This window comes from Vibrio sp. OPT20, from assembly GCF_963889365.1.
GTDB classification, from domain to species: Bacteria; Pseudomonadota; Gammaproteobacteria; order Enterobacterales; family Vibrionaceae; genus Vibrio; species Vibrio splendidus.
The window spans coordinates 483,611-497,904 of sequence record NZ_CAWPOA010000031.1; the positions used below are offsets into that span (position 1 = coordinate 483,611).

A 14,294-nucleotide genomic window follows, 5' to 3' on the forward strand; every position below is an offset into this window, starting at 1 on the left:
AACAAAAGGTTGATGCTCTAACATCAACCTTTGTATTTATTCATTGTAACCCGAAGGGAATTACATGCGCTCTAGAGTTTCGATACCTAGAAGCGACAGGCCTTGCTTGATAGTCTTAGCTGTCAGTGCAGCAAGCTTCAGGCGGCTCTGTTTAACGGTTTCATCTTCAGCCACAAGGATAGGGCACGCTTCATAGAAGCTAGAGAATTGACCAGCAAGTTCGAATAGGTAGCTACACATGATGTGCGGTTGACCTTCACGAGCAACAGACTGTACCGCTTCTTCAAATTGTAGAAGTTTCGCGATAAGGGCTTTCTCTTTCTCTTCAGTGATTTTGATTTCACCTTCAAGAGAGTCCATAGAAATGCCTGCTTTAGCAAAGATTGAAGCGACACGAGTGTACGCGTACTGCATGTACGGTGCTGTGTTACCTTCAAATGCCAGCATGTTTTCCCAGTCGAACACGTAATCAGTGGTACGGTGCTTAGAAAGGTCTGCGTATTTAACAGCCGCCATTGCAACTGTGTTTGCGATGGTTTTCTTCTCGTCTTCTGCTAGCTCAGGGTTTTTAGATTCAATTAGCTGAGTTGCACGCACTTCTGCTTCGTCCAGAAGATCAGCAAGACGTACTGTACCGCCTGCACGAGTTTTAAATGGCTTACCATCTTTACCTAGCATCATGCCGAACGCGTGGTGCTCAAGAGAGACAGACTCAGGAACATAACCCGCTTTACGAACGATAGTCCAAGCTTGCATTAGGTGTTGGTGCTGACGAGAGTCAATGAAGTAAAGTACGCGGTCTGCGCCCAGTTCTTCAAAACGGTATTTAGCACAGGCAATATCAGTGGTGGTGTATAAGAAGCCACCGTCACGTTTTTGCACGATAACGCCCATCGGGTCGCCATCTTTGTTTTTGTATTCGTCTAGGAATACAACTTGTGCGCCGTCAGACTCTTTTGCTAGGCCTTGTGTTTGTAGGTCAGAAACGATGTTTGAAAGCATGTGGTTGTACATACTTTCACCCATTACATCATCACGTGTCAGTGATACGTTCAGGCGATCGTAGTTACGTTGGTTTTGAACCATGGTTACGTCAACCAGCTTTTTCCACATTTCAGCACAGTATGCATCGCCGCTTTGCAGTTTCACTACGTAGCCACGTGCTTTCACAGCGAATTCTTCGTCTTCGTCGTAAAGCTTTTTAGATTCACGGTAGAACTGCTCAAGATCTGAAAGTTCCATTGAAACTTCGCCAGTTTCAGCTTGGATGCGCTCAAGGTTTGCGATAAGCATACCGAATTGAGTACCCCAGTCACCAATGTGGTTAGCACGGATAACTTTGTGGCCTAAGAACTCTAGTGTACGAACAACAGCATCACCGATGATCGTTGAACGTAGGTGACCAACGTGCATTTCTTTTGCAACGTTTGGTGCTGAGTAGTCAGCAACAATTGTTTGTGCTTCAGCTGCTGTAACACCAAGGCGAGAGTCAGCCAGTGCTGCGTCTGCTTGTTGTGCTAGGAATGCTTCATCTAGGAAGATGTTTAGGAAACCTGGACCTGCGATTTCAACTTTAGAAGCGATACCGTCTAGGTTTAGAACGTCCAATACTTTTTGAGCAAATTCTCGTGGGTTAGTGCCTAGTCGTTTAGCAACACCCATAACGCCGTTTGCTTGGTAGTCACCAAATTGTGGTTTTGCAGATTGGCGAACAGCTGCAGGAGAGCCTGCAGGTGCGCCAGCGGCTTCTAGAGCCTGAGATACTTTGTCATTAATCAGTGCTTGGATATTCACACGCGTTTCCTTCAATTCAAGGATGAATAAGAGTGGCCGTTATTTCGTGGGTATTAAATTTGGTTAATTATGCGTCGAGTTAACGATTTAATGCCGAAATGAACAACAGACTCTGTTTAAGTTCACAAAAATGGCGTTAATCATACCAATTTTGTGGGGTTTCTTATAGGTCGAATTGATAGAAAATTAACATTTCCTGAGGGGTTTTTGACAATCGACTTTGACCAAGCCAGGTTTGTCTATTTAGGAAAGTAAGACACCGTACTTTTTGAACGTTTTTTTGTAAAAGCAACGCTTGTTGCTGAAAGTAAAACTGATACCATGCAGCCATTATTTGGAGAACAAAGACAATGACGATGAGCCTGAAGCAAGCCGAATTAGAACCACAACAAATGATTGCGCGCCTTGATACGTTTATGGCGAAAATTGAGAACCTAGGAAATGCACTGGGTTTAGATTTAAGCTTTGCTCAAGCGGATCATATTGCATTAAGAATCAATGAAACTGAGCTTGCTAAATCAGCACATCTGGCTTGGTCTGAATATGGCTCTACAATTTCAGAAGCGATGATCAATGGCCGTCCAATTTTGGTGTTGGCTTTCGATGAGCCATTGCAAAGCCTTGGTTGGAAGATTGAGTGCTTAGAGTTGCCATATCCAGCAGAAGGTAAAATTTATCCAAGCCAAGATTGGGAACATGTCGAGTTTGTGATTCCTTCTCACGCGCAAACGGCTGATGAGTATCTGGCGGATCTTAAAGAGACTTACCCGCAGTTCGCTGCTAAGTTTGAAACTTTGGCAGAGCAAGGCGTTAAGATAAAACTGTCTAGCCCGAAAGGTGAGGGTGAACGTTTGAATAACCCAACGGTGGCTTTTAAACATCAAGGCATTTGTATTAAGTTGCATCCACACTCTTTGAAGAAGATTGTTGAGTCAGAACAGGCTTAATTTGAGCAGAGAATAGCTGGGATAGATTCCTGATCTCGCCTAGGCTCGTCGGAATGACGGGGTGTTTGATGGGGTTTGCCAGGTCTATCTTTAGTGCTGACAGTCTGAGTGTTCGAGGGCGCATGTTAGAGCCTATAGCTAGAAGATTCATCACCGAGTTCGTCATTCCCGATAGCGACGAAGGGGCGTAGTCGGGAATCTCATAAAGCTAGTCAGATCATCAGATACAAAAAACGCGCAATGGATTAACCCTATTGCGCGTTTTTTATGGGCTTCTAACTGGAAGTCTTACCGGAAATCGAATCCCCGACCTACAGAATCACAGTCTTGTTACCGTAAACAAACACGTGATCATTGATCACTTTGTTTAAAGCCTTACTCAACACGTTCTTCTCTACGTCACGACCGGCTTGAGCCATGTCTTTCGCACTGAAGTTGTGATCCACTGGAATCACGTCTTGCTTGATGATTGGGCCTTCATCGAGATCGTTTGTCACGAAGTGCGCTGTTGCGCCAATGATTTTCACGCCGCGCTCATAAGCTTGTTGGTATGGTTTAGCACCAATGAATGCTGGCAAGAAGCTGTGGTGAATGTTGATGATTTTGTGGTTGTACTTCTCAACAAACCCCGGAGTCAGCACTCGCATGTATTTAGCAAGTACCAGATAGTCCGCCTCGTACTGGTCAATCACTTCAAGCATCTTCTTCTCATGTTCTTCACGGTTTAATCCTTCGTGAGAAACATGATGATAAGGAATATCAAAACGCTCGGTTAAGCTTTGCAGAGTATCGTAGTTGCCAACAACAGCGGCAATTTCTACATCCAAACTGCCATCAAAGTTCTTCATCAGAATATCGCCAAGGCAGTGAGCTTCTTTAGTCACGAGTATCACGACACGCTTACGAGAAGAGCCCATCAGCTTACGTTTCGCATTCTCTGGCAATGCTTGGTCTAAATCGGCAAGCAAGGTTTCGTCATTGAAGTAACCCTCTAGCTCGGTACGCATAAAGAAGTGGCCACTAGTGTTATCGACGAACTCATTGTTGTGAATAATATTGAGTTGGTGCTTATAACAAATGTTGGTGATCTTTGAGATGAGGCCTGGGGCGTCAGTACAATGTGTTAATAAAGTTTTTCTTTCCATTTGCATCTTACTTCCATGAATGTTGCACTTTTTTATATGAAATCGGGATTCTTCAAATTTAATGCAGGCCGTCGAACGGTGAACTGAGCCGCAATATCACCGTTATAATTAATCTATTATCAATTTGGTTTCAACAAAATCTACCGTTCATTTAGGGGATTAATAAATTGAGAGGCTTAATAAATTCAGGTAGAGGTTAGATTTCTGACGGTTTTAACCGATATTCTCGGTCAAGTTCCACTAGAGCGAGCCAACATTTCAGCCATGCATAGGTGATCATTTATGGATAAAGAGTTACTAGCGAAAAAGTTGTATTGTAAGCGTGTAAATTCATTAGTGGGTGATGTTCAGGTGGACGACAACGTTCTTGATGAAATGTGGGAAAGCAAAGCTTCTCCGACTGATGCTGCTAAAGCTATGCAACCAAGTGATTCCGGTTTTTCTGGTGCGCCTTGGTTATCTCGTTACTTGAATCGCAAGTAGTTAAACAACCCCTTCATTTGTTTTGGGCTAGGTTGGTTAACAAGACTTAGCCTGCTATGTTCTATTCGATAGACACCTCCGGTGTGCAGTCATTTCTGATTCGCACCGGCTCACTAAACCTGCCATAATTCGCCTTCTATTTTTCTAAACCACGTACTCTATGATATCTAAAACGTTTTCTGCTGATGGTGCTCTGGGTAAAGCGATCCCTGGGTTTCAACCACGACAAGCTCAGTTGGACATGGCTGAAGCGGTCTCACAAGCCATTGAGCAACAAAGCCAATTGGTTGTTGAGGCAGGGACAGGTACCGGCAAGACGTTTGCTTACCTCGTGCCAGCGCTGCTAAGTGGCAAGAAAACTATTATCAGTACGGGTTCTAAAAATCTTCAAGAGCAGTTGTTTCATCGTGATTTACCATTAATGGTCGATGCGCTTGGTTTTTATGGTCAGGTTGCTCTGCTGAAAGGTCGCTCAAACTATTTGTGTTTAGACAGGCTCAGTCGCCAGATGATCGAAAGTCATGGCACTCATACCGATCCAACGCTGTTAGCTCAGTTGGTGAAAGTGCGCAGCTGGTCGTCAGCGACTCAAACTGGCGATTTAGGAGACTGTGATGATATTGCTGAAGATAGCCCAGTTATTCCAACCATTACCTCGACTAACGACAACTGCTTAGGCAAAGAATGCCCAAGCTACACTGATTGCTTTGTGCTTAAGGCGCGTAAAAAAGCGATGGATTCTGATGTTGTTGTAGTGAACCACCACTTGTTCCTAGCGGATTTAGCGATCAAAGAAACCGGGTTTGGTGAGCTGATACCTGAAGCCGATGTGTTTATCTTCGATGAAGCGCATCAACTTCCCGATATCGCCAGTCAGTACTTTGGACAATCGGTTTCCAGCCGACAGATCCAAGAATTAGCTAAAGACATTGAAATTGCTTACCGCACTGAAGCCAAAGACATGCGTCAGTTGCAAAAGGTTGGCGAGAGGCTCATTCAATCAGCCGCCGATTTACGCATTGTGCTCGGCGACACCGGCTTTCGTGGTAACTGGCGTGAAGCATTGAAGTCAGAGTCGATTGCGAGAGAGCTCGTGCGTTTACAAGATGCGTTGCAACTGGCTGTGGATGTATTGAAATTAGCATTGGGTCGAAGCCAGTTGTTAGACACGGCTTTTGAGCGTGCAACCATGATTAAGTCGCGTATCGAACGTGTGTGTGATATGTCGATTACCGGTTATTCCTATTGGTATGACACCACGCCACGCCACTTTGCTTTGCACATCACGCCTCTTTCGGTTGCCGATAAATTCCACGAACAAATCGAGCTAAAACCGGGTGCTTGGGTGTTTACCTCTGCAACTTTGGCTGTGTCGGACGATTTCGACCATTTCACCTCTCGACTCGGGTTAAAACCGTCAGCACAGTTTTCACTGCCAAGCCCGTTTGACTATCCAAATCAGGCGCGTTTGTGTGTGCCTCGCTATCTTCCCGAACCAAATAGCCCGGGCTTAGCGGATAAGCTAGTAAGAATGTTGACCCCTGTGATTGAGCAAAACCAAGGTCGCTGTTTCTTCTTGTGCACCTCACACAGCATGATGAAAGAGTTGGGGGAGCGATTCCGTGAAACGCTCTCGGTTCCAGTTCTGCTACAAGGTGAGACAAGTAAGCAAAAAACCTTAGCCGAATTCATGAAATTAGGTAACGCATTGCTGGTGGCCACTGGCGCCTTCTGGGAAGGTATAGATGTTAGGGGCGACGCATTAAGCTGTGTTATCATCGATAAATTACCCTTTACCGCCCCAGACGACCCGTTACTTAAGGCTCGAATCGAGGACTGTAAGCTAAAAGGGGGTGATCCTTTTGCACAAGTACAGTTACCAGACGCAGTGATTACCTTGAAACAAGGTGTTGGCCGATTAATACGTGATAAGCGTGATAATGGCGCTTTAATTATTTGCGATAACCGCTTGGTGACCCGCGATTACGGTGGTGTGTTTTTGGCGAGTTTACCGCCTATCCCACGTACCCGTGACTTAGGGATCATTAAAGAATTCTTAGCTAAAGACCATTCAACCGCTGCTGAGTAATTGGCATTGTTGAGCTTAGCCATTATTTTTAGATTAGATAACGAATATTTGAGACACGAATGAGCGCGAAAATTCTTGCAGTAGATACCGCAACTGAAAACTGTTCAGTTGCACTAGTAATGGGTGACCAGGTGTTCGCACGTAGCGAAGAGGCTCCTCGAGACCATACGAAAAAAATTCTACCTATGGTTGATGAAGTACTGAAAGAAGCGAATGTCGCTTTAACCGATATCGACGCAATCGCGTTTGGCCAAGGCCCAGGCAGTTTCACGGGTGTGCGTATTGGTATCGGTATTGCTCAAGGCTTGGCTTTTGGTGCTGATTTACCGATGATCGGTGTATCTACACTGGCCGCGATGGCGCAAGGCAGCTACCGTAAATTTGGTGAAACTCACGTAGCTACAGCGATTGATGCTCGCATGAGTGAAGTATATTGGGCTCGTTACAGCCGTGAAGACGATGGTCGTTGGACTGCGGTTGATGCGGAATGTGTCACGCCTCCAAGCGAATTAGCTACGCAGCTTGAAGCGGATTCTGAGACATGGGCAAAAGTCGGCACCGGTTGGGAAGCGTATGCAGAGCACATGGACACACTCGCGATTAACACCAAAGCGTGTGAAGTCCTGTTTCCAGAAGCTCAAGACATGGCGTTCCTTGCTCAATTTGCTTACGCAGAAGGTAAAGCGGTTGCAGCAGAAGAGTCTGAGCCTGTTTATCTTCGTGATAAAGTGACGTGGAAAAAACTGCCAGGTCGAGAGTAAATACGTATTATTTTGGCTTTGTATTCACTTTGCAAAGCCAAAATAAAAACAGATACACAATCATTAACATCAGGTAATAAACTCTTTAAGCATGGTTTCAATAAACGGCTTACCTCCTTCTTCGATAGGCAATACATCCAAAACCAATCGAACCAACAAAAAGAACGAGGTAAAAAAAGGCGATGCAAAAACCTCAGTTGGTCAGCCAACTAAGGTCGCGAATGCTGTCTCGCATTCGATTCGCCAAGTCAAAGAATCTGAGATCCACAAAGCTCAGGTTCAATATGATCTTCCAGAAGGGCGTGGACGACGTGCGATGGAGGAGTATATGGACGTGATGAATCAAGCTAAAAAAGAGGAACTTGCGAAGCTTATTGGGGTCGATATTTATATCTAGCTTTGTGCTTTCATTTATCCTTTTCTAAGGACCAGCATTATGTTTTCTCTCATTTCTAAATCTCGCTTATTTTTCCTTGTCGCCTTCTCTTCGATGGTGATGGGTTGCTCATCTCTACCAGAAGAACTTAATGCAAACTCTGAACAGGTGGTAACTGACTACCAAGAGTGGGTAAACACAGTGCCAGACGCTGGTGATGTTCGCTTAGGTGGTGTGATAGCTAAAGTCACTAACTTACAAGACAAGACTCGTGTTGAAGTGGTTAACTTGCCTATCTCAAGCAACGGTAAGCCAGATATTGATGCCGAGCCAAAAGGGCGTTTTGTTGGTTACATTGATGGTTACGTAGAACCTTTGAGCTTTGCTGAAGGCCGTTTAGTCACCTTGGTTGGAACATCAAGTGGTACTGAAGGTGGCACCGTTGGTGATTACCCTTATACCTTCCCAGTAATGAATGTCTACAACCAACGTTTATGGCAGATCACCGAGCGAGTGGTCATCAACGACTTTGCGCCAACCTATTACTCTTGCCGCAGTTTGCATTGTCGCAGCTTTCAAACCATGCCTAAGTCAGGCCGTGTGATTCAAGATGTGGAATAGTCGAACCTGAAATCGACACACTAAACGATAGGGACACCATACAATCAATGATTGAAAAGTCATATTCCCTTGCGAGCGGGACGCTTGCAACACAACAGATTGGCAACTCAAAAACGACCGCAACGACGGTCGTTTTTATTCATGGTTGGCTAGATAATTCTGCAAGTTTCACTCAGGTTATGCCGCAAATAGCCAAGCTTTCTCCAGATACTCACCTCGTTGCTATCGATCTCTTCGGACACGGTTTCTCGTCGCATAAACCGGGGAGTTATTACCCATTTCACGACTATATTGATGATTTGCATCAGTTGGTGACCAAATTATCGCCAAACAGACTGGTACTGGTAGGACATTCACTTGGTGCATTGATCGCAAGTTGCTATAGTGCCGCCTTTCCTGAAAAGGTGTCAGGATTAATTCAAATTGAAGGTCATGGACCTCTTTCAGAAGCTCCCCACGAAACAGTCTCTCGTTTGAGAGATGGGGTACTCAGTCGTCTTCGACAGCGAAGAAAGCCTTCACGTCCTCTGGCAAGTCTTGAGGATGCTATTAAGCTGAGAGCTCACGCCAATCAAATCAAAGCAGAACTCATTGCTCCTATTGTTGAACGAGGAATCGTTGAGCTAAGTAATGTTGATCGGACTGTTGTTGCTAAAGCTGCTTTTGATCAAGCGACTGTAGATCAAGTTGCTCTTAGTCAAGCGACTGTAGATCAAGGTATTGCCGAGTTCGATAACTCTTGGCAATGGAGATGCGACCCTAACCTAAAATGTGACTCGTTATATCGAATGTCACAAGCGCATGCTGAAGCGATCATGGCGGCTATTGAATGCCCTCAATTAATAGTTTTAGGAAATGATGGATTCCGACATTTGCAGCATAATCGCTACAAATCAGCCCATAGTTCTCTGAATATAGAGACTGTTCCTGGCGGACATCATTGCCATTTAGAGAGCCCAGAGCTAGTTTCAGAGCTAATTCTTGGTGTAGTTAACAAAATTTAAACAAGTGTTTGAGCCTTTTAGTGCTCATGCACTAAAGCTGTGCTGTAATACCCCAATGATAAAAAGCGGCGAAGCAGTCGTCAGCTGATAAACGAGGAGTAACATAGTGGACAAACCTTGGCTTTCACGTTATCCAAGTGACGTACCTGAGACGATCAACCCAGATCAGTACCCATCTCTTATTGAAATGTTCGAACAGTCAGTACAGAAGTACGCAGACCAACCAGCATTCGAGAACATGGGGTCTATCATGACATTCCGTAAGCTTGAAGAGCGCAGTCGTGCTTTTGCTGCTTACCTGCAGAATGATCTAAAACTGAAGAAAGGCGATCGTGTCGCGCTGATGATGCCAAACCTGCTGCAATATCCAATTGCACTCTTTGGTGTACTGCGTGCAGGTATGATTGCAGTGAACGTCAACCCACTGTACACGCCTCGTGAACTTGAACATCAATTGAATGACTCTGGCGCAAAGGCGATTGTTATCGTTTCTAACTTTGCGAGCACGCTAGAAAAAGTCGTTGATAAAACACCGGTTAAACACGTTGTACTAACCAGCCTTGGGCAAATGCTGCCAAGAGCAAAAGGTACGATTGTCGACTTCGTAGTGAAATACGTAAAAGGCATGGTGCCTAAGTACGATCTGCCGGGTGCTATCTCATTTCGAAAAGCACTGCATAAAGGCCGTCGCCTACAGTATGTGAAGCCATTTATGGCGGGCGATGATATCGCATTTCTACAGTACACGGGTGGTACAACGGGCGTAGCGAAAGGCGCAATCCTAACGCACCGCAATATGATTGCGAACGTACTGCAAGCGAAAGGGGCATATAGCCCTGTTCTGCAAGAAGGCCGTGAATTGGTGGTAACGGCATTGCCGCTTTACCATGTATTTGCTCTTACCGTGAACTGCTTATTGTTTGTTGAGATGGGTGGCCGTAACCTTCTGATTACTAACCCTCGTGACATTCCTGGCTTTATTAAAGAGCTGCAAAAGGTTCCGTTTACCGCGATTACTGGCGTAAACACCTTGTTCAATGCGCTCGTGAATAACGAAGATTTCCACGAGTTGGACTTCAGTAACATGCGTTTATCTGTTGGCGGTGGTATGGCGGTTCAACGCGCTGTTGCTGAGCAATGGAAGAAAGCGACAGGTGTCCACCTACTTGAAGGCTATGGTTTAACCGAATGTGCTCCTTTGGTCACGGGTAACCCATATGATCTGAAAGACTACACAGGTGCAATCGGCCTACCAGTACCTTCAACAGAAGTTCGTATTGTTGATGATGAAGGTAAAGTGGTTGGCAATGACCAAGTGGGTGAATTGCAGGTTCGTGGTCCTCAAGTGATGCAAGGCTACTGGCAGCGTCCAGAAGCGACCAAAGAAGTGATCGACCAAGACGGTTGGTTATCGACTGGTGATATCGTTAAGTTTGATGACGAAGGCTTGCTGTACATCGTAGACCGTAAGAAAGACATGATTCTTGTGTCAGGATTCAACGTTTACCCGAACGAGATTGAAGATGTTGTGGCTCTGCATGGCAAAGTGTTAGAAGTTGCGGCTATCGGCCAACCTCATGAGGTGTCTGGTGAGCTGGTTAAGATTTACGTGGTGAAACGTGACCCTAGCCTAACCAAAGAAGACATTATCGCGCACTGCCGTGAACACCTAACTGGCTACAAGATCCCTAAATTGATTGAGTTCCGTGAAGAACTACCAAAAACCAATGTAGGTAAGATCTTGCGCCGAGTGCTTCGTGAAGAAAACGACGCAGAGCTTGCCAAACGCGCAAGCGAGTAATGCACGGGTTTGCGAGAAATTAGCCCCCGAAACCATTCGGGCGCTTAATCTAAGCGAGCGCTGAAAAATGGTGTTAGAATGCCGACAGTTAATGTCGGCATTTTTGTATCCGGCGATCAAAGTAAAATCAGTGAGAGTTTTTGTGGATTATCAAATCATTACCCAAGTTAAAGACCTTGAGCGAGTTTGCCAACAAGCACGTGAAGCCGATGTTGTTATGCTTGATACAGAGTTCGTTCGTACAAGAACCTATTACCCTCAATTAGGCTTAATTCAGTTATTTGATGGTGAAACGCTGTCACTGATTGATCCTATTGCTCTTGATGAAATGACCCCGTTTGTTGGGCTGTTGAAAGACACTTCAGTACTGAAAGTGTTGCACGCGTGTGGCGAAGATCTAGAAGTATTCCAGAACGCATTTGGCTGTACGCCAACACCAATGGTTGATACGCAGATCATGGCAGCCTTCTTAGGTCATGGTCTTTCAACTGGCTTTGCGGCTCTAGTTTCTGAGTTTGTAGGTGTTGACCTAGATAAGAGTGAATCTCGAACTGACTGGCTAGCGCGTCCGCTTTCTCAAAAGCAACTCGACTATGCAGCGGCAGACGTTCACTACTTGATGCCAATGTACAACAAGCTTCTCGAAAAAGTGATGGAAGCAGGCTGGTGGGAAGCGGCGCAACAAGAGTCTGATTTACAAGTGGCTAAGCGCATCCGTAAAGCAAACCCAGACAACGCTTACCTTGATATTAAAGGCGCGTGGCAGCTAAAACCTCAACAGCTAGCTATTTTAAGACCTCTAGCAACTTGGCGTTTAAAAGAAGCGATTAAGCGTGATTTAGCGTTGAACTTTGTCTTTAAAGAGCAAGACTTATGGGCAGTAGCGCGTTTCGCGATGAAAGATCCTAAACATATGGAGCAAGAAGGGTTTGATTACCGCTCTGTACGTCGCCATGGTGCGAAGATCAGCTCAATCGTGAAATTGGCTGAGCATACGCCAGAAGAAGAGTACCCAGCGCCAGTAGAACGTCTAATGGACTACCCAGGTTACAAGCAACTCTTCAAAGTGTTGAAAGATGAAGTGAAAACAGCATCGCAACACAGTGGTTTAGCGACTGAGTTTTTGGCATCGAAGAAGCAACTTAATCAAGTGTTAAGCTGGATTTGGAAGTACGATCGTAATCCAGAGAAGCTGCCTGATGTAATGCAAGGTTGGCGTCTAGATGTCGTTGGCGAGAAGCTAAATAAAGCAATCAAGTAACTTTAGTTTTGTAGTAAGCAACGAATGCTTTAGAGATAAAAGTTTCAGACACAAAAAAGAGAGCCTAGGCTCTCTTTTTTATTGAGTATTGATAAGCACAGCTCAGGCTCTAGTTATCGATCTTCTTCTGGAAGCTTAACGTTCAGCTCTAATACGGAGATGTCGTCATCTTTGTGTTCGAAAGTCAGATCAACCATTGATGGATCGACTTCAACGTACTTCGCAATACATTTCAAGATGTCTTCTTTCAGTTGCGGCAAGTAAGACGGCGCTGGGTCGTCATGGCTGCGTCGCTCAGCAACAATGATCTGCAAACGCTCTTTGGCTAGGTTTGCGGTTGTCTTTTTTTGTGGTCTGAAAAACTCTAATAATGACATTGCGTATTAGCCCCCGAACAGTCTTTTGAAGATGCCTTTCTTCTGTTCCGTTAAGAAACGGAAGTCCACTTGGCTACCCAGTAGTCGCTCTACAGTATCATTGTAAGCCATACCTGCGTCGGTTGCTTCGTCAAAGATAACTGGCACACCCTTGTTCGATGCGTTCAGTACTGCCTGGCTCTCTGGAATCACGCCCAGTAGAGAGATGTGCAGGATTTCTTCAACGTCTTCCACACTGAGCATCTCACCTTGAGTTACGCGTGCTGGATTGTAGCGAGTCAGTAGAAGGTGTGTTTTCACTGGCTCTAAGCCGTCTTCTGAACGACGAGATTTAGAGTCAAGAATACCTAGAATACGGTCTGAGTCGCGTACAGAAGAGACTTCAGGGTTAGTTGTCACAATCGCTTCATCAGCGAAATACAACGCCATCAGAGCGCCTTGCTCGATACCCGCAGGAGAATCACAGATGATGAAATCAAAGCCCATTTCATCCAATTCATCAAACACACGACGAACGCCATCTTTTGTTAGTGCGTCTTTATCACGAGTTTGAGAAGCAGGAAGAATGAACAGGTTTTCTGTACGCTTGTCTTTGATCATCGCTTGGTTCAGCGTCGCTTCACCATTGATAACATTAACGAAGTCGTACACAACACGACGCTCACAACCCATGATTAAATCTAGGTTACGCAGACCAATATCAAAGTCGATGACTGCGGTTTTTTTCCCTTTTAAAGCCAGACCCGAGGCAATAGCTGCACTGGAGGTCGTTTTGCCTACCCCGCCTTTACCCGACGTTACAACGATAATGCGTGCCATTCTGTTTTCCTTTTATTTCTCTTATATTGCGAGGACATCAACGTGTAATACATCGTTTGCCATACTGAACATGGTTTTCTTCTGCCAGTACTCGCTTTCAATTTGATCGCTGAGCCAGTAATTTCCTGCAATGGAAACCAGCTCGGCTTGTAAATCATTACAAATTATTTTTGCTTCAGTTTGACCACTTGCACCTGCAATCGCACGGCCACGTAAAGTGCCATGAATATGGATGCTGCCATCGGCAATCACTTCTGCGCCCGCGCTTACGTGGCTAAGAATCAGCAAATCACCGTCTTTGGCATACACCTGCTGACCAGAACGTATCGGGGTTCTCACCACCTTTATCGGGGCCATCTTCGCCGGAGCTTGAGAGGGAGATTTACTTGCTGTCATCACGGCAAAACCTGCATCTCTGGCTAGGTTTTGCATGCGTTTATCTGAACAGCCAGCCACACCAACCGGGATCATGCCCGCTTGAGATATACCATTTTTCAGTTGCACGAAATCTATATCGCCTGCGACTTTGCTAATGTTGATAACAACAGGCGCAGCTGCGAAAAAAGTGGGTGCCTGGTCTACCTTCTCTTGAAGAAAAGACACTGCATTTTCGACTTGATCATCGGATAAGTGCAAAACAGATAGCGTGAAACTGCTACCTTTTAGATCTGGGTTACTAGACATCGAAAAACTACAGGACCTCAATAGCGGATTGGTACAATTTCTTTATCAATAAAATAAAGGGCATTGCCTGAAACTAGGTTTATCATGTTATATTCCCAAACCAAGCACAGCAAGTAATCTTGTTGTCAAATG

At 45.2% G+C, this 14,294-nt stretch carries 14 protein-coding genes; 9 read left to right on the forward strand and 5 right to left on the reverse strand.

Annotated elements, in window-relative coordinates:
* Positions 1-60: 60 nt before the first annotated feature.
* Entirely contained in the window at positions 61-1,794 is a 1,734-nt protein-coding gene (argS, locus tag AACR09_RS03360; protein WP_017080715.1) for an arginine--tRNA ligase, read from the reverse strand.
* 350 nt (positions 1,795-2,144) lie between these two features.
* Here argS and AACR09_RS03365 point away from each other — a divergent pair, with 350 nt between their 5' ends.
* Positions 2,145-2,741, forward strand: a complete 597-nt coding sequence (locus AACR09_RS03365; RefSeq protein WP_102462377.1) for a VOC family protein — start codon at positions 2,145-2,147, stop codon at positions 2,739-2,741.
* A gap of 311 nt (positions 2,742-3,052) precedes the next feature.
* On the opposite strand, the gene purU is transcribed toward AACR09_RS03365, so the two are convergent.
* A complete protein-coding gene (purU, locus tag AACR09_RS03370; protein ID WP_017093523.1) occupies positions 3,053-3,886 on the reverse strand; it encodes a formyltetrahydrofolate deformylase in 834 nt (277 codons plus the stop codon).
* 282 nt (positions 3,887-4,168) lie between these two features.
* Here purU and AACR09_RS03375 point away from each other — a divergent pair, with 282 nt between their 5' ends.
* The 8 genes from AACR09_RS03375 (at position 4,169) to rnd (ending at position 12,282) form a co-directional block, all read left to right on the forward strand.
* On the forward strand, positions 4,169-4,369 hold the full coding sequence (locus AACR09_RS03375; protein ID WP_065606287.1) for a hypothetical protein: 201 nt from the start codon (positions 4,169-4,171) through the stop codon (positions 4,367-4,369).
* 160 nt (positions 4,370-4,529) lie between these two features.
* Positions 4,530-6,458 carry an ATP-dependent DNA helicase gene (locus AACR09_RS03380; protein WP_193836010.1) on the forward strand — a complete coding sequence of 643 codons (1,929 nt, stop codon included), beginning with the start codon at positions 4,530-4,532 and terminating at the stop codon, positions 6,456-6,458.
* A gap of 59 nt (positions 6,459-6,517) precedes the next feature.
* On the forward strand, positions 6,518-7,219 hold the full coding sequence (tsaB, locus tag AACR09_RS03385; RefSeq protein WP_102445063.1) for a tRNA (adenosine(37)-N6)-threonylcarbamoyltransferase complex dimerization subunit type 1 TsaB: 702 nt from the start codon (positions 6,518-6,520) through the stop codon (positions 7,217-7,219).
* A gap of 91 nt (positions 7,220-7,310) precedes the next feature.
* Positions 7,311-7,616, forward strand: a complete 306-nt coding sequence (locus AACR09_RS03390; RefSeq protein WP_017074520.1) for a hypothetical protein — start codon at positions 7,311-7,313, stop codon at positions 7,614-7,616.
* A gap of 39 nt (positions 7,617-7,655) precedes the next feature.
* The gene (locus AACR09_RS03395) at positions 7,656-8,216 is read left to right on the forward strand and encodes a Slp family lipoprotein (protein ID WP_193836011.1); all 561 of its coding nucleotides are present in this window, start codon (positions 7,656-7,658) and stop codon (positions 8,214-8,216) included.
* Positions 8,217-8,263: 47 nt separating this feature from the next.
* On the forward strand, positions 8,264-9,220 hold the full coding sequence (locus tag AACR09_RS03400) for an alpha/beta hydrolase (protein ID WP_065681323.1): 957 nt from the start codon (positions 8,264-8,266) through the stop codon (positions 9,218-9,220).
* 106 nt (positions 9,221-9,326) lie between these two features.
* The gene (gene fadD, locus AACR09_RS03405) at positions 9,327-11,021 is read left to right on the forward strand and encodes a long-chain-fatty-acid--CoA ligase FadD (protein ID WP_004734190.1); all 1,695 of its coding nucleotides are present in this window, start codon (positions 9,327-9,329) and stop codon (positions 11,019-11,021) included.
* Positions 11,022-11,163: 142 nt separating this feature from the next.
* Positions 11,164-12,282 carry a ribonuclease D gene (gene rnd / locus AACR09_RS03410; RefSeq protein ID WP_032500282.1) on the forward strand — a complete coding sequence of 373 codons (1,119 nt, stop codon included), beginning with the start codon at positions 11,164-11,166 and terminating at the stop codon, positions 12,280-12,282.
* Between the two features lie 113 nt (positions 12,283-12,395).
* On the opposite strand, the gene minE is transcribed toward rnd, so the two are convergent.
* From minE to minC, 3 genes are read right to left on the reverse strand one after another with little or no spacing between them, the layout of a single operon-like run.
* Complete coding sequence (gene minE / locus AACR09_RS03415; protein WP_010436847.1) at positions 12,396-12,659, reverse strand: cell division topological specificity factor MinE; 264 nt, start codon at positions 12,657-12,659, stop codon at positions 12,396-12,398.
* Between the two features lie 6 nt (positions 12,660-12,665).
* Complete coding sequence (gene minD / locus AACR09_RS03420; protein WP_009848498.1) at positions 12,666-13,478, reverse strand: septum site-determining protein MinD; 813 nt, start codon at positions 13,476-13,478, stop codon at positions 12,666-12,668.
* Positions 13,479-13,499: 21 nt separating this feature from the next.
* A complete protein-coding gene (minC, locus tag AACR09_RS03425; RefSeq protein WP_017084080.1) occupies positions 13,500-14,162 on the reverse strand; it encodes a septum site-determining protein MinC in 663 nt (220 codons plus the stop codon).
* Positions 14,163-14,294 lie beyond the last annotated feature (132 nt).